We start from the raw sequence: 21348 nt of genomic DNA on the forward strand, positions 1-21348 counted from the left end.
ATTAATGGACTCCTGACTCAGTTTGCTGCCGACTTAAATGCCATTGCAAAGCACTTTTCACAATCAAGGTAATAATCGCTAATAACGCTAAAATAGCCGCAGCCGTGAACGCACCTACCGTATTGTAATCTTGATGAAGCAACTCAACTTGCAGAGGCAATGTGTAAGTTTCACCACGAATAGCGCCCGATACCACAGACACCGCACCAAATTCGCCAATGGCACGCGCATTGGTTAATACCACGCCATAAAGCAGCGCCCAGCGAATATTCGGCAGAGTGACTCGCCAAAACATTTTCCAACCTGACGCACCCAATAATGTTGCAGCTTCGTCCTCTTGGCTTCCCTGACTTAGCATCAATGGCACTAACTCCCTGACGACAAATGGGCATGTCACAAAAATAGTCACTAACGCCATTCCCGGCCATGAAAACATCACCTGAATATCAAAGCCTTCTAACCAACCACCAAACCAACTATTCGAACCGTAAAAGAGTAAATAGAGTAGCCCAGCCACGACCGGCGAAACCGCAAAAGGAATATCAACTAAGGTCAATAACAACTGGCGCCCTGGAAACTGAAAACGCGTCACCAACCATGCCAACATCACGCCAAAAACCAAGTTAACAGGCACTGTGATCAACGCGATAAGAATCGTTAATCCGATGGCATGGAGCATATCAGGGTTGCTTAAGTTAACGAGGACTTCACCCAACCCCTTTTCAAATGCGGTGATAAAAATCCAGATAATCGGCACCACCAGCAGCAATACCGAGAAAAATAGCCCAATTCCAATAAGAGCCCATTTTCCCCAGTTGATATTTCTGCGTTGAGTGACTGGAAATGGTGAGACTTGTCCCATTAATGCCCTCCTAAGCGTTTACCAAAGCGGCTTTGGATTACATTCACCGTGAATAAAAGAAGCAGTGATACCGCTAAAATTACCGAGGCAATCGCACTAGCGGCAGGGTAATCAAACTGCTGCAATTGGCTGAAAATCATTAAGGAGACCACCTCCGTTTGCCACGCAATGTTTCCGGCGATAAAAATAATCGCCCCAAATTCACCAAGGCTGCGTGTAAAAGATAAAACGGTTCCCGCTATTAGTGCAGGAGAAACTTCAGGTAATACAACACGGCGGAACGTTTGCCAGCGTGTTGCACCTAGCGTTTGTGCAGCTTCTTCGTATTCAGGTCCTAACTCTTCCAGTACAGGCTGAACCGTTCTGACCACAAAAGGAATGCTGGTAAAAGCCATCGCGACGGCGATACCTAACCAAGTATTTACCACTTTGATATCGAACTGATGCAGATACTGTCCATACCAGCCCGATGTGGCAAATAAGGTCGCAAGAGTCAGCCCAGCGACCGCCGTAGGAAGCGCGAAAGGCAAATCCACCAATCCATCTAGGAACAAGCGACCAGGAAAGCGATAACGCGTTAAAATCCATGCCAGCAACATGCCAAAAACCGCATTAAATAGGCTTGCGACCAGAGCCGCCAATAAAGTTACTTTATAAGCAGCAACCACTTGAGGGTAACTGATCACAGCCCAATACTGCTGCCATGTCATATCGGAAAGCTGCACCACGAGAGCGCTTAAAGGCAATAACAAAATCAAACAGACGAAAAACAAGCTGCTGCCTAACGTCAGTCCGAAACCGGGTAAAAACCGCTTTCCTGATTTACGCATTAACGACGACCTTGTTCCATAAGTTGATCAAATTCCCCGCCCGTCGAAAAGTGGTCATTCATCACATTGTTCCAGTTGCCAAATTGTGATTCCACCGTAAACAGCTGAGTTGACGGGAATTTGCTTTTATTCGCTTCCATCACCTGTTTGTCATTCACGCGGTAATTAAAGCGAGTAATAATATTTTGTGCCTCGGGGGTATAGAGGTAATTTAAGTAGGCTTTTGCCGCTTTTTCTGTGCCATTTTTTTGCACATTTTTGTCAATCCACGCGACTGGGAATTCCGCCAAAATATCGACCGGAGGCACAATCACTTCGTAGTCGGATTCGCCATATTGGCTACGGATGTTATTCACTTCAGACTCAAAGCTAATTAAAACATCCCCTAACCCTCGCTCGATAAATGAGGTTGTTGCACCACGACCGCCCGTATCAAACACTTCAACGTTTTTCAGGAATTGCTGCATTTTTTCGCGTGTTTTAGGGCTATCTTTACCATTTTCTTGGTTAAATGCTCCCCATGCGGCAAGGTAAGTATAGCGACCATTTCCCGACGTTTTGGGATTTGGAAATACCAGTTTCACGTCACTGCGTGCAAGGTCGTCCCACGTTTTAATGCCTTTCGGATTGTCCTTACGAACTAAAAACGCCATTGTCGAATAATAAGGGGAGCTATTATTCGGTAAACGCGCTTGCCAATCTGCCGGGATTAATTGCCCCTTATCATGAAGAATTTGCACATCGGTCACTTGGTTAAACGTCACCACATCCGCTTTTAACCCTTGCAAAATGGCCAGCGCTTGCTTTGATGAGCCCGCGTGAGACTGCTTGATTGTCAGTGGATCATTAGGGTTTTTCTGCGCCCACTGTTTTTCAAATTCAGGGTTTAACGCCGCAAATAGCTCTCTTGAAATATCATAGGAACTATTCAGTAATTCAGCCGCCGTCAGGGATGCGCTACTCATTAACGAGAACATCGCCAAACTCGCTAAGCCTGTATTTTTAAAAATTGATTTTTTCATATGATCCCTACTCGTGACTAAACCCAAACATAATCTAAAAAACAATGTATATGTTTTGGTTATAACTTTGTAGTTATCAATCATCTTTTGATATATCAAGTTGGAATAACAAAGAGGTTATAGCAATAAGCCATATAATTCATAGGAAATTTAAGACGTTAATGTAATGAGGAAGGTTCATTTAAGCCTAGAATAAAACGTTAAGAATAAACATGCATACTTGCCAAACCCAATTATAGTGTGTACCGTGTGTATGTCAGTTAACGAGATGGAGGGATCTTGAAAAGTTCGGAGCTGATAAATATGTTAGAAAATAATGGATGGAAATTAGAGCGAGTTAAAGGGAGTCATCACCAATTTTCTCATCCAGACTTTTCAATTGTTATCACAGTCCCGCATCCTCGAAAGGATTTAAAGATAGGTACACTTAATCAAATCCTTAAAGCGGCTAAACTGAAACATTAATTAAAGACGTGCTCTTTTAACACGCTCCGAGCGTTATCTTTATGGAGACAAAACATGCTATACCCAGCCTTTATTGAAATTGATCATGATGGTAGTGCGAGTGGTTGGTTTCCAGATATTGAAGGTTGTACTTTTGCTGGCGACAATATTGAAAATGCTTACACTGATGCAAAATCAGCACTCGATGCCCACTTTGAATTATTAAGTGAAAAAGGGTTTGAAATTCCTGAGCCAAAATCTCAGCAAGAGCATCTAAATCGTACAAAAGATGAATATCAAAATGGTCTTTGGTTATTCGTTGATATCGACATGGATAAATATGATGGACGTGCAGAAAGGATTAATATTACGCTACCTCATCGCTTACTGCATCGTATTGATACGCTAGTTAAAGCCAATCCCGAGTATGGAAGCCGTAGTGGATTCATTGCTGCCGCAGCACGTAAAGAACTCCAAAAAACCGATCAGTAAACACTTTCAAGCTGCCGCTATCTGCGACAGCTTGAATTGTCTCGATAAGATTATAGGGATAATAATCTTTCAATTGATGGCGCGTAATAATAGCTACCAGAAACGGCTTTCGTCATACGCAGCAGATCATCATATTTACCATCAGTTTCACCAAACATGCTCAGTAATTGTTGTTCAATATTATGGATGGTTGCGCAGTAGGCAATAAAGAATAAACCATGTTTACCGCTTGCTGTGCCGTATGGCAGGCTATGGCGCATCACAGAGAGCTCTTCGCCCTCTTCTTCAATCACTACGCGAGAAACGTGAGATGTTTTATTACGTGCATCTTCGTCTAATTCAACGCTATCGTGTTTAGTACGACCAATCATTTTCTCTTGTTCATGCTCAGAGAAGCGAGACCATTTTTTCAGGTCATGCTCATAGCGTTGTACCATGACATAGCTACCACCAATGTCATCGCCTTGATTAATCAACGTCACTTCAGCAATTTCTTCGCCTTGAGGGTTTTCTGTACCATCAATGAAACCGCTTAAATCTCTATCTTCAACCCAACGGAAACCATGAATTTCTTCAACCACTTCAATGGATGAACCAAATGCTTTTAGCGCGGCTTGCGCCAGAGAAAAGTTAATATCATGACGTAATGATTGAATATGAATAAACATATCGCGCTGAGTCGCAGGCGCTAGTCCTTTGCCGAGCGTGCGAAATGGCTTTAATTCTGGTGAAACAGCGGAGTGTCCGAGCTGCTTCCAAACATCTGAACCAAATGCAATCACTGCACCAAGACGATCATCAGGGAATTTTGCTTGTAGTTTGGTTAATTCATCAACAAAAATCTTGCACCCTGATTTCACCTCTTCGAGCGACCCGGTCACCATGGCTTCAATAAAAATACCAAAACGACTATGTTCCTTCAAAATACCACTTTGGGAATGAGACATGCATAAACCCCTTAGAATGAATAAATTACACAAACCTATACTTTAAATTAGTTTATCGCATTAATAATGATTTTCACCTTGTTTTAACGCAAGAGTTGGCCAGTCTAGGAAATATTAGAAGGGTCTGACGAGAGAAAAGAATAAATAGCAATATTATCAGTAGATTATAACCGTAAGTTATTGCCTATTAAATCGAATAACTTACGGCCTTTTGTCCAAAATTTTAGCTAAGTAACTTATTTATGCCAAATAATTTGCGACACTTTCCATGTTTTCAACACTTCATCGGCCGGCATTAAATTCTCAGGACCTTGCCATTTTCCGCTGAATTTATAAACCACTTTGCTACTTTGCGGTGCAACACACAGTACCGTCGGTACATTATCAACCGCTTCCCCTAAAGAACATGATCCGTAGGCCTTCTGGTAAATGTCGCTAAACTCAGTACCAATTTGAGTATCCCATTCAGTGAGCATATCAGGATCATTCACGACAATACGAGATACGGTGCCTTTTTCAGGACCAAAGACTTCGACTTCAACGTCTAAATCTTTCATGGCTTGAAACACCGAAACCATTTCTCCATTTTCAAGCTGCATGCCACCACGTACGGCATAGCGGTCATCAAGTTGATTATTAATCACATCACGCTCCATTGGGGTCAGACTTGTGATTGCCCCCACGCCCGCTTCTGAAATCATCAGAGGGCTATGAAACCATGTGGATGGTGAAAATAGGCTTTTACCAGCACAACCCGATAGCATCACCGCGCCACCAAGTAGAGAAACTTTAAATAGGGTTACGAATACGTTTTGGGACATATCATCCTCTTTAGCGGGTCATATAATGCATACTGAGACCGTCCATTTCATAAAAGATTCACGCTATTTAGCCAAACCTTCAAGAAAATAATCACCGGCAGTTTAGAAATCCACTTCGTGAGTCAATCTTTTTGAATAGATCAAACGCTCAGCTTGCTCTTCTTCATATAACATTTTTTCAAACATGCAGATTGCCGAATCAGACTCTTCGTTGACCAACAATTCGATTCTGCCACAACCACGGGCAATCAATTTTTTCTCTAAACGACTCACTAACGCATTAGCAATACCGCGCCCGCGAAATTCAGGATGTACGGCTAAATACACAGCGGTACCACGAATTCCATCGTAGCCCCCCATAATGGTTCCGACCACTTCACCCGATACCTCGGCGACAAGGAAAAGATCGGCGCCGCACTGTAGTTTACGCTCAATATCTAATTCAGGATCACCTGAAATTTCATTCAATTGACAGCGTTCCCACAGCGTAAGCACCTCTTCATAATCATTTTGGCGAAATATGCGTATTTCCATCATCTTGTCCGTTTGAGCTAAACTGTCTGCCATTATCACTGCTTTTGATACACAATCAATAATCAATATGCCTTTTTTACCTCAACGGGGTATACTTTACCCAATTTATTTCTCCCGACGGTTCTATTAAAAAACAATGAATTACCCAGATATTGAACGCATAAAAGCCTATTTGCAAAGCTTGCAAGATACCATCTGCCAAAAAATCACAGAATTAGATGGCAAAGAAACCTTCCTTGAACAAACTTGGGAACGTGCTGAAGGCGGTGGTGGGCGCAGCCGAGTGTTAACCCACGGCGCGCTTTTTGAACAAGCTGGCGTGAATTTCTCACATATCAAAGGTGAAAAAATGCCTGCTTCAGCGACAGCACATCGCCCTGAGTTAGCAGGACGTAGCTACCAAGCCATGGGCGTTTCATTAGTTATCCACCCTCTCAACCCTTATGTACCGACCACACATGCCAATGTGCGCTTTTTCATTGCTGAAAAAGAAGGCGCCGATCCCGTGTGGTGGTTTGGTGGTGGTTTCGATTTGACCCCCTATTATGGATTTGAAGAGGATGCTGTCCATTGGCATACCGTCGCTAATGAACTTTGTACGCCTTACGGAACAGAGGTTTACCCTAAATACAAGCAGTGGTGTGATGACTATTTCTTCTTAAAACATCGCAATGAGCCTCGTGGCATCGGCGGATTATTTTACGATGACCTTAACCGATGGGACTTTGAGTCTTGTTTTGCATTCACGCAAGATGTCGGCAATGGCTTTTTACAAGCTTATGTACCCATTGTCGAAAAACGTCGAGAAATCCCATGGGGTGAGCGTGAACGCCAATTCCAACTTTATCGTCGCGGACGCTATGTAGAATTTAACCTTGTTTGGGATAGAGGCACACTCTTTGGCTTGCAAAGTGGCGGGCGCACAGAGTCCATTTTGATGTCTATGCCGCCATTAGTACGTTGGGAATATGACTACCATCCAGAAGCCGGTAGCCCAGAAGCTAAGCTGTATACCGACTTTTTGATCACTGGTAAAGATTGGCTCACACACAATAAATAGTACAAACTTCTGTAATTAATCAGATTTCTATCTGCTAGTTTTGATAATAAAAATTAGCAGATATTGATTTAATTGCTTAATTATCATGTAGTTACAATAAAATCACAACCGTTTATGATTCCATTTCGTCAAACAAAATGGAGTTATAAATGAATCAGATACTTGGTCGTTCACTATTATCACCTAGCTTAATCTCTCACTTCTATCAAGAAAGCCAATGCAATGATTTAAAATCAACCTTATTTCATATCAATGACATCATGAGCCGCACTTACACAGAAGAAGATGCGAACTATCAACGTCAATTACTGGCTAGCACTTGTAGCATCGCCGGCGGCACCTACAACCGAGTGATCCGTGATGCCCAACAACGTGTAGAAAATTACACTCACAACCACTCTAGCCTACCTATTTGTCGCCGCGAAGAAATGCCAGCTGATGAGCATATGGCGCATAACGATTTCGCCGTTATTATGCGAGAAGAAGATAAAGTGGCACCGACTGAACCAGCACATCGCGTGTTCGCTGCTATTGGATTGATCCGCTCATTCCTTAAGGAGAAACTCAATATTGATCAAATGTTTGGTTGTGATGCTGATATCAATGCGGTTATCCATTATGACAAAAACTATTCCAATGCATTTTGGAATTCTCAAGCTATTTTCTTTGGGGATGGTGATGGAACTATTTTTGGCCCGTTCTACAACGATATTGACATAATCGCTCACGAACTCGCTCATGGATACATTAGCTCACAAGCTGATTTTGACTATGTCGATCAATCCGGTGCGTTAAATGAATCTGTTGCTGACGTATTAGGCATCATGGTGAAGCAATATGTTCAAAAGCAAACTGCGACACAGTCCAACTGGTTACTGGGCGAAAACTTATTTATTGATAAGAGAAAGGGACCTGCATTACGTTCAATGAAAAATCCGGGTACAGCATACTATTTCACTAAATCAAATAATGACCCACAAGTGGGACATATGGATCAATATCGCGATTTACCTCGCTATGTCGATAATGGCGGTGTGCATATTAACTCAGGTATTCCAAACAAAGCCTTCTATTTACTGGCAACAAAAATAGGTGGTTATTCTTGGGAAATAGCAGGGAAAATCTGGGTTGCAGCGGTGTCAGATCCGAGCGTCTCGAATACGGCGACATTTATTGAATTTGCTCAGGCAACAATTCGTTCAGCAAAAAATCTGTTTGGTGATCAAATTGAATTGGCAACTCGCCAATGCTGGCTAGATGTTGGGTTACGTGTTCAATAAAAATGAAGTGTAATAAGTACTTATTACGCCCTTGTCGGCCCACAAAGAGGCTGACTTTTATCTAAAACTTTGATCGAAAATCATAATAAAAAGGCCAAGTACACATGAGTTTTAGGTCACTCATCCTCAGCCTTTTCTCACTTCAATATCTTTTGCTTCATTCTTGCCCAATTAACGTTTTTTCTTTTTACGTCCTGGCTGGGTAAATTTCTTTTTCGGTGGTTCTGCATTAGCTTTCGGCTTTTTGCTACCCGCACCTTGTTTTTCTACTGCTTTCCCGCTACTGCTACGCGCTTGAGGTTTTGCCGCTTTTTTAGGTTTAACATCGGACTCTGATTTTTCAATCAAATTAAACAACTCGATAAGCTCATCATCGGTTAAGTCGCGCCACTCCCCCACAGGAATGCCCGTGAGCCTCACATTCATAATCCGCACGCGTTCTAACTTCGTAACTTCGTAACCAAAATGTTCGGTCATACGACGAATTTGGCGATTTAACCCCTGAACCAGCGTAATACGGAAAACAAACGGAGCCTCTTTTTTGACTTTACATTTCTTCGTCATGGTACCGAGAATTGGTACCCCCGCGCCCATGCCACGAATAAATTCATCGGTCACAGGCTTGTTCACAGTGACAATGTACTCTTTCTCGTGATCATTACCTGCACGTAAGATTTTATTCACTAAGTCGCCGTGGTTCGTCAGGAAGATCAATCCTTGGGAATCTTTATCTAAACGACCAATAGGGAAAATACGGGTACTGTGATTCACATAGTCCACAATATTATCTTTTTCGCCACTTTCGGTGGTACTGACAATCCCAACAGGCTTATTCAACGCGATCAAGACTAAATCTTCTTCATTGCGCGGTTCAATTAACTGACCATTGACCTTGACCACGTCTCCCGCGGAAACTTGGTCGCCAATGCCTGCACGTTTACCGTTAATGAACACATTGCCTTGCTCGATATAACGATCAGCCTCACGTCTAGAGCAGATACCGCTCTCGCTAATGTATTTATTCAGGCGTGTGGTTGAATTGATTTCCATGGTTTTCCTCAGTCATTAAAACAACTTAAATTTTAGGGCTGTGGCGAGCTAATAAATAATAGTAAAAAGCCGTAACAACCTAATTGGGTTACGGCTTTAGTCTGTTTATCGCGCTAACAGTTGGCGATTAGCGTTTTTTCAAGTGCTGCATCAGACGCTTACGTTTACGTAACTGGGTTGGCGTCAGTTTATTTTTCTTATCTGCATATGGGTTTTCACCCTCTTTAAACAGAATACGAATTGGCGTTCCCATTACATTTAATGAACGACGGAAATAGTTCATTAAATAACGTTTATAGCTATCTGGTAAATCAGAAACTTGGTTACCGTGGATCACAACGATTGGTGGGTTATGACCACCAGCATGCGCGTATTTCATCTTCACGCGGCGACCACGGATCAATGGTGGCTGATGTTCATCTTCCGCCATTTTCATAATACGTGTTAACAGTGCAGTACCAACCCGGCGAGTCGCTGATTCATACGCTTCTTGCACAGATTCAAACAAGTTACCCACGCCGCTACCATGTAGCGCAGAGATAAAGTGAATACGGGCAAAATCTACAAAGCCAAGACGCAGTTCCAGCATATCTTTGACATGCTCGCGATCTTCAGGCTTCATGCCATCCCATTTATTCACTGCAATCACTAATGAACGGCCTGCGTTCAAAATGAATCCTAGTAACGATAAATCTTGGTCAGAGATACCTTCGCGAGCATCGATAACCAGCAAGACCACGTTAGCATCTTCAATCGCTTGCAGCGTTTTGATCACTGAGAATTTCTCTACAGTTTCAGTCACTTTACCGCGCTTACGCACCCCAGCGGTATCGATGAGAATATATTCACGCTCATCACGCTCCATTGGGATATAAATACTGTCACGGGTGGTACCCGGCATATCAAAGACGACCACACGGTCTTCACCGAGAATACGGTTAGTTAGGGTCGATTTGCCCACATTTGGGCGCCCTACTATAGCCAGCTTTATTGGCAATGTACTCGGGTCAAAATCATCTTCTTCGTCTTCGGAGAATTCACCTTCTGCTTCCAGCTCAGCCCAATACGCAGCATTCGCTTCTTCGTCAGTAAGTTCGATTTCTTCGTCTTCAACCTCAATAAAAGGTTTTAAAGAGTGTTCAATTAACTGAGTGACACCACGACCATGAGAGGCAGCAATAGGGTAAATTTCCCCAAGACCCAGTGAATAGAAATCACCAACAACGATATTGGCATCAATACCATCAGTTTTGTTGGCAACTAAATACGTTTTTTTCTTGCGGCTGCGTAAGTGCTTAGCGATGCCTTCATCCGCTGGCATTAAGCCTGCTCTTGCATCTACCATGAAAAGAACAACGTCAGCTTCTTCAATCGCTTGAAGCGACTGAGCCGCCATATGGGTTTCTACACCCTCTTCAGTACCATCGATACCACCAGTGTCGATAATAATAAATTCGTGCCCTTCAACTTCTGCACGACCATATTTACGATCACGGGTCAGACCGGGAAAGTCCGCTACAAGTGCGTCACGGGTACGGGTTAATCGGTTAAATAACGTGGATTTTCCTACGTTTGGACGCCCAACCAGCGCTACGACGGGTATCATTCTTCAGTGCCTCACAACTTTAATTAACTAATAGAATTCTGAGGCTAAACTCAGAAAACAAAAAAACGAAACGGCCCCTGTATTCAGGAACCGTTTATTTTATCGATAAATTGTCTGCTTGTCAGAAAATTAACGTGTTAACAGGTAAACTGTTCCGTTTCTTGTCTGAACCATCAGTTTATCACTCGCAATGACTGGGCGGCTGTGGATCCCTGAACTGTTCAGTTTATTTTGAGCCACAAAGCCACCTGTGCTGGTATCTAACCAGTGCAGATAACCTTCTTTGTCACCCACAACAATATAGCCGTTATAGACTTCTGGCGCAGATAATCCACGGTTTAGTAACTGATCTTGAGTCCATAATGTCACGCCGTCGCTCTTACGAACAGCGAGTACTCGGTCAGTTTGGTCAACTAAATACAGGTTATCGCCCGATAACACCATGTCATTGATGGAGCCTAAATCACGCTTCCATAACATTTGACCAGAACGCATATCCAGCGCTGCTAATGTGCCGTTATAGGCGATTGCGTACACTTTGCCATCATCAATCACAGGCGTCATATCCACATCGTTCAGACGACCAATTTCTGTTGAACTGGTGACTAAAGAGATGCGTTGTTGCCAAATTAATTGACCTTGAGACAGCAGGACGGCACTCACTCGGCCGTTATCACCACCAACGATAGCCGCACCAAATGCAACCGCAGGCGCAGATTCACCGCGTAATGACAGTGATGGGGTATCCATATTCACTGTCCACTTAATCGCGCCTGTCGCTGTATCCAGCGCTTGTAATTGACCATTGCTCGTGTGGATGACCACCATGTCGCCACTCACGACAGGCTTGGACAAGGCTTCGCCTGCCACTTCCACATCCCACAACACTTCACCATTTTCTTTATTTAGCGCGATAACTGTACCACGCTCAGTGCCGATGAAAATTTTGTCATCAGAAATGGTCAAGCCACCAGACAGTAACGCAGATAAATTGGCAGAAAGAAAACCAGTACGTTTTGATAAATCGACAGACCACAGTTCTTTACCGCTATCAAGTTCTAGCGCTTTAACTAAGCCTTTACGATCCGCAGCATAAATTGCTGAGCCATCCCACACAGGAGAAAGTTCAGAATAGAACTGCTCAACACCATTACCGACGGATTTATCCCAAACAATAGAAGGTGTAAATTGATTCTCAACCTGTGGTAATGGCGCCATCACAATAGAATCAGTTTCGCTGGAACAACCGGCAAGTAAAGCTGAAGCAACCAGGCCTACCAAAAGAGTTTTGCGCAACTGCATAGTGTGTCGTTTCCTTTCTTCTTATGAATTAGATACGTTGTTCAATTTCAGAGTCAAAATACCTCTGAGTGATTGAGAACCTTCACTTTCTAACCCCTGAGTGTATGCCGCTTTAGCGCCGGATTTATCACCCTTATGGAGTAAAGCATCCCCACGGACATCCTGTGCCGTAGCTTGCCATGACTTACCTTGGATCTTAGCAACAGAGGCGATAGCAGCATCCGCATTACCGAGTGCAAGTTGGATACGCGCTAAACGCAGGTTAATCACATCTTGCAAATCAGCGGTTTTTGCTTTCGCTAATGCGTCAGTCAGTGCTTTCTCTGCACCTGCTAAATCGCCTTTATCAGCAAAAACTTGCGCCAGTTCCAGCCCAGTCATTGAACTGTAAACGTCGTTAGTTTCTGCTGCAAATTTTTGTGCATCTTGAATGCCTTCAGCTGAACCTGAACGTAACTGAGTATTGACGGCCTCGTATTTTGCTGCACTTTCTTGCAACACATTCGACTTGTGTGATTGCCAATAGTTCCAACCAAATACACCACCAACACCAATAACCAGTCCAACCACTAAAGCAACGCCGTTGTTAGCGAAAAAACGTTTGATCGCCTCAACTTGATCTTGTTCGTTTGTATAGACTTCCACTTGTCTCTCCTTAACCTAACAGCGTGGCGATACGCGATGCCATTAGTTGCTGTGAAATAGTTTCTTGCTCACCAGTACGTAAATCTTTCAACGTTACTTGGCTATTATTGATTTCGTCTTCACCTAAGATCAGAGCAATTTTTGCCCCTTGCTTATCGGCACGCGCGAGCTGCTTCTTAAAGTTACCGCCGCCGTGGTTAGTCATTAAACGCAGAGTTGGCAGTTCATCACGCACTTTTTCTGCAACTAACAATGCAGCTTGTTGGCTATTTTCACCAAAAGAAGCCAGATACACATCGGCAACGGAGGTATCTGCGGTGAACTCTGGGTTCACTTCTTGAACCAGCAGAACCATGCGTTCCATACCCATTGCAAAGCCAACCGCTGGTGTTGCACGACCGCCCAGTTGTTCAACCAGACCATCATAACGACCACCCGCACAGACCGTACCTTGGGAACCTAGCGCAGTTGTCACCCACTCAAATACAGTGCGGTTATAGTAATCTAAACCACGCACCAAGCGTTGGTTAACACGGTATTTAATGCCCGCGTTATCTAATAATTTGCACAGACCATCAAAGTGTTCGCGAGATTCCGCATCCAGATAATCAAACAGCGCTGGCGCATCATTTAATAATGCTTGAACGTCTTGGTTTTTAGAATCCAGTACACGCAGAGGATTGCTGTACATACGACGTTTGCAATCTTCATCCAGTTTATCTTTGTGCTGTTCAAGAAAAGCGACTAACGCATCACGGTAGTTTGCACGAGCTTCTAGTGAACCGATTGAGTTGAGTTCCAGCGTGACATGCTCGCTGATCCCGAGTGCACGCCACCAGCGCGCAGTCATTAAGATCACTTCCGCATCAATATCAGGACCTGCCAGACCAAACACCTCAGCACCTAGCTGATGGAATTGGCGATAGCGACCTTTCTGTGGACGCTCATAACGGAACATTGGCCCTAAATACCATAAGCGCTGTTCCTGATTGTACAGCAAACCATGCTCAATACCGGCACGGACGCAACCTGCGGTATTTTCTGGGCGCAGTGTGAGGCTCTCTTCGTTACGGTCGTTGAAGGTATACATCTCTTTTTCAACAACGTCAGTCACTTCACCAATCGCTCGTTTAAATAACGGGGTCTGCTCTACAATCGGGGTTCGAATTTCGCTAAAACCATAACCCTGTAAAATATTCTTCAATGTTGCTTCGATTTTTTGCCACACTCGAGTATCTGCTGGCAAGTAGTCATTCATGCCTCGGATGGCTTGGATATTTTTTCCCACTTTATTTCTCTATTTTCAGAATTACATAAGGTCGATTATAAGAGCGAAATGTCATCAGGTTCAATCAACAAACTGCAAAACCACCGTGGAATCGGGAATTATCTGTTGATTTTGGTCGCTATGGCGTAATTTTAAGAAAAAATGACCGCGATTAACACTGCTAATCACGGTGATAAATAAAAAACTGACTCATGATGAGCCAGTTTCTAAATATTATTTATCTATCTGATTAACATTTATTCGCATGCTTTCGTCTAGCATTGCCGCTTTGGCTCGAATTTTCGCTTCTAGCTGATCAATAATGTTGTCATTATCAAAGCGCTCTTTTTGACGAATACCATCTTCGTAAAATCCGCTCTTGGTTTTCGCACCCGCGACACCCAATGTAGACACTTCAGCTTCACCCGGACCGTTCACTACACAACCGATGATAGACACATCCATTGGCGTGATAATGTCTTCAAGTCGCTGCTCTAACGCGTTCACCGTGCCAATCACGTCAAACTCTTGGCGTGAACATGTTGGGCAAGCAATAAAGTTGATACCACGGGAACGAATACGCAGTGACTTCAGAATATCAAAGCCTACTTTCACTTCTTCAACAGGATCGGCAGCAAGCGAAATTCGCAGTGTATCCCCGATACCTTCAGAGAGCAGCATACCTAAACCGATAGCTGACTTCACAGAACCTGAGCGCGCACCGCCCGCTTCAGTAATGCCTAGATGAAGTGGTTGGTCAATTTTTTGAGCGAGCAGACGATATGAGCCCACAGCAAGGAATACATCAGAGGCTTTCACACTGACTTTAAATTGATCAAAGTTCAATCTATCCAAAATATCCACATGGCGCATGGCTGATTCAACCAACGCTTCTGGTGTCGGTTCACCATATTTTTCTTGAATATCTTTTTCCAGCGAGCCGCCATTCACCCCAATTCGAATAGGAATATTGTAATGACGAGCGCAGTCAACCACTTGGCGAATTCGTTCTTCACTACCGATATTTCCCGGGTTGATACGCAAGCAATCAACACCATATTCTGCCACTTTTAAGGCAATACGGTAGTCAAAGTGAATATCAGCGACCAGAGGGACATCAACTTGCTGTTTGATTAATTTAAAGGCTTCTGCGGCATCCATCGTGGGTACTGATACGCGCACAATATCTACCCCAACACGTTCAAGGGCTTTAATTTGGCGAACAGTGGCTTCGACATCGGTTGTACGGGTATTGGTCATTGATTGAACAGCGATAGGTGCGCCGTCGCCAACAGGAACATTACCGACATAAATACGGGTGGATTTGCGTCTTTTGATTGGTGATTCGTTATGCATTTTTGTTTAATTCTCCGAACATCCATGTGCTCATTTTAATACCATGGCGCTCTTTAATATCATGGCATAGTGTATGGTCATTGCTTTAACGCGCCCCACTATACACAAGAAAGCAAACTATAAACTATCACAAAGAGTGTTTTAGGATATAGTTTGCTTCTTTAATTTCGTAATATTTTTATGCTTCTGGCAACTTAAATTTCGCGGAACGTTTCGCTTTGATAAAGCGGCTTAAATCAACGTTTTTACCTTGGAATTGCACCGTCACATTGGCTGGCGCACCGATATTTAAACGGTAAGGTTGTGCGCCATCAAGTTCTAATTTGTCGCCGTTATTTTTCATGCCGCTAAATAAAACTTTATTGTTTGCGTCACGAATTTCTAACCAACATTGACCAGAGAAACTTAACGTTAAACCATTACCTGTTGCGGCTGGCATATCCGTTGTTTGAGAAGCATCTGCTTGTGCTCTGTCTACTGAAGGTGTTGTTTGAGGCGCATTTGGCAGCGGGATCGTTCTCACCCCTTCTGCATCGGTATTCGTTGCTGTTTGGGTGTCGGTCAATACAGGTGCAGGGTCGACCAGAGGATCGGTTTGCACAGCACTATTGTCAGTCGCAAGTGGCATATCAACCGCAACATTGTTCACGGGTTCGCTGGAATCTTGTTGAACCAATACTTCATTTTGGTTCGCCATGGTTAACAGGTCTTTCTGTTGAGCATTATGGTCTTGCCACCACCAAATACCCACCATGGCGATAAGCACAATAACGATCAGCCACGTCAATTTCATTAGCCAACCTTCACGTTTTTTACGCTTTTTGCCTAATGAGTAGCTGTGCATTGGAGAAACATTGGGAGACTGTGCGGGAACATCACTTTTTAAGAATGTGGCAAGATCGTTTTCAGGAATTCCGACCATTCGTGCATACAGACGAATATAACCACGTAAAAACGTTGGCTCTACGCCCGCAGGATGAATATCTTGTTCTATTTCCTTTACCGTACTCACTTTAAGACACAGTCGCTCCGCAACCGCTTCTTGCGTTAGTCCCATACGCTCGCGAGCGCGGGATAATAATTGCCCTACAGTGATAGAAGTTTGTTCGGTATTATTTTCGATAGTCATTAGCTGGCAACACTATTTCCAAGTTTAATAAATATAAAGCAGATTTCACGCTACTTTACCCGTCTGAGTACGTCATAGTTTCCAACAACAATAGAGAAGATATGCCGCTTTAATTATTGTAGGCGAACCAGGGCGTTTTGCCTAACCATAAAACGCCCTGAATTATAACCTAACTCACTGATTAGATATTATCTATATATCAGACTGATTTTACCTGGATAGGTTCCCCAGCGAGGCGTTTTTTCAAGGTACGTTTCGTCCTATCAATAACATCCCCTGCTAGTTGCCCACATGCAGCATCAATATCATCACCACGAGTCTTGCGAACTATAGTCGTAAAACCGTATTCCATCAATACCTTAGAGAATCTATCAATTCGGCTGTTGGAACTGCGACCATATGGCGCTCCTGGGAACGGGTTCCATGGGATCAAGTTGATTTTGCTTGGTGTGTTTTTCAAACATTCCGCGAGTTGGTGAGCTTGTTCAACACTATCGTTAATATGATCAAGCATCACATATTCAACCGTGACACGTCCCGCATTCGCATTGGATTTCGTTAAATAACGATTCACGCTAGCTAAGAATGTTTCGATATTATATTTCTTATTGATTGGTACGATATCATTACGCACATCGTCCGTTGGCGCATGCAGAGAAATAGCCAGCGCGACATCAATCATATCGCCTAATTTATCCAGTGCAGGAACAACGCCTGAAGTGGAAATTGTTACGCGGCGTTTTGACAGGCCGAAACCAAAATCATCTAACATGATTTCCATCGCAGGAACCACGTTATTTAAGTTTAATAACGGCTCCCCCATCCCCATCATCACCACGTTGGTGATAGGACGGCGACCGCTAGACTTCAACGAACCGATGATTTTAGCCGCACGCCAAACCTGTCCGATGATTTCGGAAACACGCAAGTTACGGTTAAAACCTTGCTGCGCGGTAGAACAGAATTTACATTCCAGTGCACAGCCAACTTGAGAAGAGACACACAGTGTTGCGCGATCAGCTTCAGGGATATACACCGTTTCAACCAGTTGATCACCGACTTTGATAGCCCACTTAATCGTGCCATCGGATGAACGTTGTTCATCAGCCACTTCAGGTGCTCGGATCTCAGCGACTTCGGTTAATTTCGCGCGCAGCACCTTGTTGATATCGGTCATTAGTTCGAAATCATCGTAGCAATAGTGGTAAATCCACTTCATCACTTGGTCTGCACGGAATGGTTTTTCGCCGAGCTCAGCAAAAAATTCGCGCATCTGCTTGCGGTTTAAATCGAGCAGGTTAATTTTTTGACCGCTTTTTTCTGGCTGCCCATTTTTTTCTGGCATAGCAGATACAGCAGAAGGAGTTGCACATTGTGCATTGGTAGTCATATCAGACATTGAGTTTGCCTCGTTATTACACTTTCGGCAGTGCGAAAAGCACGACGTAAATTGGGATTGCGATTAGTCGGGACGACTAAAAAATAAATCACCCTGTTAACGCGATGATTAACAGGGCGACATATTGTACAAATATTATAACAATAATGCTAATGCATTATTGAAAACGCCTTAGCGTGGGCAGATTTCGTCAGCAGTGAAGAAATATGCGATTTCACGTGCAGCAGACTCTTCTGAATCAGAACCGTGAGTTGCGTTTTCAGTGAAGCTGTCTGCGTAGTCAGCACGTAAAGTACCTGCTAATGCGTTGTCTGGGTTAGTTGCGCCCATCAGGTCACGGTGACGTTGGATTGCGTTTTCGCCTTCTAACACTTGTAACATGATTGGACCAGAAGTCATGAATTCAACCAGACCATCAAAGAAAGGACGACCTTTGTGCTCAGCGTAGAAGCCTTCAGCTTGTTCACGAGTCAGGTGCATCATTTTAGCAGCAACGATTTTGAAGCCTGCGCTTTCAAAACGGTTGTAAATTGCACCGATGACGTTTTTCTTAACTGCGTTTGGTTTGATGATAGAAAATGTACGTTGAACAGCCATAAATAACCTCTTAGCGATTGACTTGACTTTTACTCTTTATTCTCTGCTTTGTTTCTCTTATTTAACCCAATGTTTCCACTAGAATTTCAAGAGGGGCATATGAAGAACCAAGAATATGTGCCTGTTGTAGTTTTTTATATTGTTTCTATTCCTGATGTTAGGAAGCAGAAAAATAGGGCGTTGATTATAGGGGCTTGGATTACAATTTCCTACAGTCACATCAACATTTTGTTAATCTTTTCATAGCAAAAAATGCTAGATTTTTAATTAAGTCGTCGTTTTATGCTATTACTTCACCTTAAAGTTGATAGCGGTGACCTGTCCGCTCATATCTAAGACAGATATTTGGTAGTTTCCACTTTTTTCGAGCGTCAGCAAAATTGCCCCATTTTGCTCGGTATTGTTCACTTGCTCGCCGTTTAAAAACCACCATTTTTGCCCTTGTCCACCTTGAGTGAGTAAACGTAGGTCTAAACTGGTTTTTCCGGGTAAACGTTGGAGAACCTCCCCTTCGCGGATACCTGAAATTAATAATGGTGGCATTTCAAGATTTAACGGCGGACAAACGGCATCCGGCTTAGGCAGTCGATTTATTCGTTTTTCACTTGCAGGCAACCACGACTCTACGGTAATCGGCCATAAATGGATCTCTTTTTCTTGGGCATTTGGGCAATCTGGCGCAACTTGTAGCCCCTGCTCATTCACCCATACTTTTTGTCTGAGTCCAAGAGAGGATTCTTGATCCCGTGCCATTAGCGTTGGTGGGATCGTATTGTCTAAAATCCAGCTCAAACGGCGCTGGCGACAATTACTATCTTCTTTCAGTAATGAGGTTCCTCCCGGCCAGCAGATCACGGCTTGGCTAACGCTCGCAGGTCTTGAATCTTTGGGGAGCACTTCGCGAGATTGATAAATTCGCGTCAGCAGCATGTTATTCACTTGGTTCATAATTGGAATCGCTGTGGCGTAGCCAAGCTGCCCTGCAACTGGCGTTGCATCAGGACGTCCAACCCAAACACCAATCGTATAACGTGGGTTCACACCAATAGCCCAAGCATCGCGGTATCCGTAACTAGTCCCTGTTTTCCATGCAAGATTTGGCTGTCCCGATAAATTAGCATCAGGGACTGGGCGGGCTTCTCCTGCCATAATCCGGCGAACAATCCACGCGGCCCCCGGAGACATTAACTTGCGGTCGCGGATAACATCTGTCGGTCGATAACGCAGTGGAGAAACTTCTCCTTGGCGAGCAAATGCACTGTAAGCTGACACTAAGTCTTCCATTCGTGCCGCCGTTCCCCCGAGGATCAACGACAAGTTAGGTTCTCCGCCAACTGGAAAACGCAGTTCTGTGCCCACATTACGTAATTGCGCCGCAAAACGCTTACTGCCATAGACATCCAGCAGTTGCACAACGGGCAAGTTTAATGAGCGCACCAACGCATCACTCACACTGACAGGGCCATTAAAGCCGCTATCAAAGTTACCGGGACGATAATCATTAAATCGACGAGGCACATCCTGCAACAGTGATTCGGCGTGGATCAAACCATCATCCATTGCCAGCGCATATAAAAATGGCTTGAGTGTTGAGCCCGGTGAGCGCCACGCACTGATCATATCCACATGACCAAAGCGACTATCATCCTGAAAATCAATCGACCCGATATACGCTTTCACGCTCATATCCGTGTGATCAACCACCAGCAATCCTAGAGAAGTTTGCTTAGGTAATTGGTTTTTCCAGTTCATCGCCATATCTTCAAGCTGCTTTTGCAGGCTAGCATCAATGGTGGTTTCCACGATGGATTCTTGGGAATCTTTGATCATCCGACGCGCCAGTAATGGTGCTAAATGCGGATTTTTACGTGGGGCAAGCCAGATTTGCTCTTGCTTGATTTCATTGACTTTTTCAGTGCTCCAAACTTGGTATTCAGCCAGTCTGTCGAGTACTTTATCTCGTGCTGCTTGCGCCCGTTCTGGGTATCTATCAGGTCTTAAACGGCTTGGCGCTTGTGGTAAAACCGCAAACAATGCCGCTTCACTTGCGGTCAATTTTGCAGGGGATTTATTCAAATAGACCCAGCTGGCAGCACCTATGCCCTCAATCGTACCCCCATAAGGCGCTCGGTTAAGATACATTTCGAGGATTTCATCTTTAGAATAGTGATATTCCAGCTGTGCAGTACGCCATAACTGTTTGAGTTTGCCACCAAACGTGCGCTCATGTGGGTCAATCAGCCTTGCCACCTGCATTGAGATGGTACTGCCCCCAGAGACAATGCGTCCTGAGCTCACTAACTGCCCTGCCGCACGCATTAACGAAAATGGGTTAACCCCTGGATGCTGGTAAAAATGGCGATCTTCATAGGTTAATAACGCGTCAATATATTCTGGCGAAACCTCGTCCAACTTAACAGGGAAACGCCAAATACCTTCTTTATCGGCAAAACGCCATAACGGAGTCCCATCCCCCGCGACGACCGTGCGTGCCATTTCAATCTGCTTGATTGGCAAAGGCCAAATTTTATCTGCTGCTAAAAAGGCCAGTGGCAATACCACGACCAAAACCAGTAGCGTCCATCCAATGCGACGTAGCCATCTCTTCATTCGTCAATATACCGAGAGTTATTATTTGTTTTTATGATACTAAAAAAAGAGGGAAACACACGCTTCCCTCTTTATCTTCATCTAATTCAATGATT

20 protein-coding genes are annotated in these 21348 nt (G+C 43.9%); 4 read left to right on the forward strand and 16 right to left on the reverse strand.

Annotated features, from left to right (window positions below; genetic code table 11):
* Position 1: 1 nt before the first annotated feature.
* The 3 genes from cysW to cysP are packed head-to-tail and all read right to left on the reverse strand — an operon-like array spanning position 2 to position 2714.
* Positions 2–862, reverse strand: coding sequence for a sulfate/thiosulfate ABC transporter permease CysW (gene cysW, locus HFU86_RS12535; protein ID WP_187129370.1), 861 nt, complete (start codon positions 860–862; stop codon positions 2–4).
* Positions 862–1692 (reverse strand): sulfate/thiosulfate ABC transporter permease CysT, encoded by an 831-nt coding sequence (gene cysT / locus HFU86_RS12540; RefSeq protein WP_036949525.1) that lies wholly within the window; start codon positions 1690–1692, stop codon positions 862–864. The genes cysW and cysT overlap by 1 nt, the downstream gene beginning before the upstream one ends.
* A complete protein-coding gene (gene cysP / locus HFU86_RS12545; RefSeq protein WP_187129371.1) occupies positions 1692–2714 on the reverse strand; it encodes a thiosulfate ABC transporter substrate-binding protein CysP in 1023 nt (340 codons plus the stop codon). Before cysP ends, cysT begins: the two co-directional genes overlap by 1 nt.
* A 279-nt stretch (positions 2715–2993) precedes the next feature.
* On the opposite strand from cysP, the gene HFU86_RS12550 reads away from it, so the two are divergent.
* Entirely contained in the window at positions 2994–3179 is a 186-nt protein-coding gene (locus HFU86_RS12550) for a type II toxin-antitoxin system HicA family toxin (protein WP_132495542.1), read from the forward strand.
* Between the two features lie 54 nt (positions 3180–3233).
* The gene (locus HFU86_RS12555) at positions 3234–3650 is read left to right on the forward strand and encodes a type II toxin-antitoxin system HicB family antitoxin (protein WP_036949521.1); all 417 of its coding nucleotides are present in this window, start codon (positions 3234–3236) and stop codon (positions 3648–3650) included.
* 50 nt (positions 3651–3700) lie between these two features.
* Here the strand turns inward: HFU86_RS12555 and HFU86_RS12560 are convergent, their stop codons facing one another.
* The 3 genes from HFU86_RS12560 to HFU86_RS12570 form a co-directional block, all read right to left on the reverse strand.
* Positions 3701–4597 (reverse strand): Dyp-type peroxidase, encoded by an 897-nt coding sequence (locus HFU86_RS12560; RefSeq protein WP_036949519.1) that lies wholly within the window; start codon positions 4595–4597, stop codon positions 3701–3703.
* Positions 4598–4833: 236 nt separating this feature from the next.
* Complete coding sequence (locus tag HFU86_RS12565) at positions 4834–5418, reverse strand: RpoE-regulated lipoprotein (RefSeq protein ID WP_036949518.1); 585 nt, start codon at positions 5416–5418, stop codon at positions 4834–4836.
* 102 nt (positions 5419–5520) lie between these two features.
* Complete coding sequence (locus HFU86_RS12570) at positions 5521–5952, reverse strand: GNAT family acetyltransferase (RefSeq protein ID WP_036949558.1); 432 nt, start codon at positions 5950–5952, stop codon at positions 5521–5523.
* Positions 5953–6088: 136 nt separating this feature from the next.
* Between HFU86_RS12570 and hemF the strand changes: the two genes are divergently transcribed.
* Together hemF and HFU86_RS12580 are read left to right on the forward strand one after the other, a co-directional pair.
* Entirely contained in the window at positions 6089–7012 is a 924-nt protein-coding gene (hemF, locus tag HFU86_RS12575; RefSeq protein WP_187129372.1) for an oxygen-dependent coproporphyrinogen oxidase, read from the forward strand.
* Positions 7013–7161: 149 nt separating this feature from the next.
* Entirely contained in the window at positions 7162–8292 is a 1131-nt protein-coding gene (locus tag HFU86_RS12580) for a M4 family metallopeptidase (protein WP_132495546.1), read from the forward strand.
* A gap of 171 nt (positions 8293–8463) precedes the next feature.
* Here the strand turns inward: HFU86_RS12580 and rluF are convergent, their stop codons facing one another.
* The 10 genes from rluF to pbpC form a co-directional block, all read right to left on the reverse strand.
* Positions 8464–9342 carry a 23S rRNA pseudouridine(2604) synthase RluF gene (gene rluF / locus HFU86_RS12585; RefSeq protein ID WP_187129373.1) on the reverse strand — a complete coding sequence of 293 codons (879 nt, stop codon included), beginning with the start codon at positions 9340–9342 and terminating at the stop codon, positions 8464–8466.
* A gap of 127 nt (positions 9343–9469) precedes the next feature.
* Complete coding sequence (gene der / locus HFU86_RS12590; protein ID WP_036949510.1) at positions 9470–10948, reverse strand: ribosome biogenesis GTPase Der; 1479 nt, start codon at positions 10946–10948, stop codon at positions 9470–9472.
* 129 nt (positions 10949–11077) lie between these two features.
* Positions 11078–12250 (reverse strand): outer membrane protein assembly factor BamB, encoded by a 1173-nt coding sequence (gene bamB / locus HFU86_RS12595; protein WP_108478542.1) that lies wholly within the window; start codon positions 12248–12250, stop codon positions 11078–11080.
* Between the two features lie 21 nt (positions 12251–12271).
* On the reverse strand, positions 12272–12895 hold the full coding sequence (locus HFU86_RS12600) for a tetratricopeptide repeat protein (RefSeq protein WP_187129374.1): 624 nt from the start codon (positions 12893–12895) through the stop codon (positions 12272–12274).
* 10 nt (positions 12896–12905) lie between these two features.
* A complete protein-coding gene (gene hisS / locus HFU86_RS12605) occupies positions 12906–14183 on the reverse strand; it encodes a histidine--tRNA ligase (RefSeq protein WP_132495550.1) in 1278 nt (425 codons plus the stop codon).
* 213 nt (positions 14184–14396) lie between these two features.
* Positions 14397–15518 (reverse strand): flavodoxin-dependent (E)-4-hydroxy-3-methylbut-2-enyl-diphosphate synthase, encoded by a 1122-nt coding sequence (ispG, locus tag HFU86_RS12610; RefSeq protein ID WP_036949502.1) that lies wholly within the window; start codon positions 15516–15518, stop codon positions 14397–14399.
* 178 nt (positions 15519–15696) lie between these two features.
* Positions 15697–16647: a cytoskeleton protein RodZ gene (gene rodZ / locus HFU86_RS12615; RefSeq protein ID WP_132495552.1), complete on the reverse strand. Its 951-nt coding sequence runs from the start codon at positions 16645–16647 to the stop codon at positions 15697–15699.
* A 199-nt stretch (positions 16648–16846) separates the two neighbouring features.
* Positions 16847–17992: a bifunctional tRNA (adenosine(37)-C2)-methyltransferase TrmG/ribosomal RNA large subunit methyltransferase RlmN gene (locus HFU86_RS12620; RefSeq protein WP_442959170.1), complete on the reverse strand. Its 1146-nt coding sequence runs from the start codon at positions 17990–17992 to the stop codon at positions 16847–16849.
* A gap of 225 nt (positions 17993–18217) precedes the next feature.
* Positions 18218–18643 carry a nucleoside-diphosphate kinase gene (gene ndk / locus HFU86_RS12625; RefSeq protein ID WP_036949497.1) on the reverse strand — a complete coding sequence of 142 codons (426 nt, stop codon included), beginning with the start codon at positions 18641–18643 and terminating at the stop codon, positions 18218–18220.
* Positions 18644–18931: 288 nt separating this feature from the next.
* Positions 18932–21253 carry a peptidoglycan glycosyltransferase PbpC gene (pbpC, locus tag HFU86_RS12630; RefSeq protein WP_132495554.1) on the reverse strand — a complete coding sequence of 774 codons (2322 nt, stop codon included), beginning with the start codon at positions 21251–21253 and terminating at the stop codon, positions 18932–18934.
* Between the last annotated feature and the right edge of the window lie 95 nt (positions 21254–21348).

This window comes from Providencia sp. JUb39 (assembly GCF_012272845.1).
Lineage (GTDB): Bacteria > Pseudomonadota > Gammaproteobacteria > Enterobacterales > Enterobacteriaceae > Providencia > Providencia lanzhouensis.

Coding starts and splice junctions, on each gene's coding strand:
- cysW (WP_187129370.1), bottom strand. CDS start 862: ATGGGACAAGTCTCACCATTTCCAGTCACTCAACGCAGAAATATCAAC.
- cysT (WP_036949525.1), bottom strand. CDS start 1,692: ATGCGTAAATCAGGAAAGCGGTTTTTACCCGGTTTCGGACTGACGTTA.
- cysP (WP_187129371.1), bottom strand. CDS start 2,714: ATGAAAAAATCAATTTTTAAAAATACAGGCTTAGCGAGTTTGGCGATG.
- HFU86_RS12555 (WP_036949521.1), top strand. CDS start 3,234: ATGCTATACCCAGCCTTTATTGAAATTGATCATGATGGTAGTGCGAGT.
- HFU86_RS12560 (WP_036949519.1), bottom strand. CDS start 4,597: ATGTCTCATTCCCAAAGTGGTATTTTGAAGGAACATAGTCGTTTTGGT.
- HFU86_RS12565 (WP_036949518.1), bottom strand. CDS start 5,418: ATGTCCCAAAACGTATTCGTAACCCTATTTAAAGTTTCTCTACTTGGT.
- HFU86_RS12570 (WP_036949558.1), bottom strand. CDS start 5,952: ATGGAAATACGCATATTTCGCCAAAATGATTATGAAGAGGTGCTTACG.
- hemF (WP_187129372.1), top strand. CDS start 6,089: ATGAATTACCCAGATATTGAACGCATAAAAGCCTATTTGCAAAGCTTG.
- HFU86_RS12580 (WP_132495546.1), top strand. CDS start 7,162: ATGAATCAGATACTTGGTCGTTCACTATTATCACCTAGCTTAATCTCT.
- rluF (WP_187129373.1), bottom strand. CDS start 9,342: ATGGAAATCAATTCAACCACACGCCTGAATAAATACATTAGCGAGAGC.
- der (WP_036949510.1), bottom strand. CDS start 10,948: ATGATACCCGTCGTAGCGCTGGTTGGGCGTCCAAACGTAGGAAAATCC.
- bamB (WP_108478542.1), bottom strand. CDS start 12,250: ATGCAGTTGCGCAAAACTCTTTTGGTAGGCCTGGTTGCTTCAGCTTTA.
- ispG (WP_036949502.1), bottom strand. CDS start 15,518: ATGCATAACGAATCACCAATCAAAAGACGCAAATCCACCCGTATTTAT.
- rodZ (WP_132495552.1), bottom strand. CDS start 16,647: ATGACTATCGAAAATAATACCGAACAAACTTCTATCACTGTAGGGCAA.
- HFU86_RS12620 (WP_442959170.1), bottom strand. CDS start 17,992: ATGCCAGAAAAAAATGGGCAGCCAGAAAAAAGCGGTCAAAAAATTAAC.
- ndk (WP_036949497.1), bottom strand. CDS start 18,643: ATGGCTGTTCAACGTACATTTTCTATCATCAAACCAAACGCAGTTAAG.
- pbpC (WP_132495554.1), bottom strand. CDS start 21,253: ATGAAGAGATGGCTACGTCGCATTGGATGGACGCTACTGGTTTTGGTC.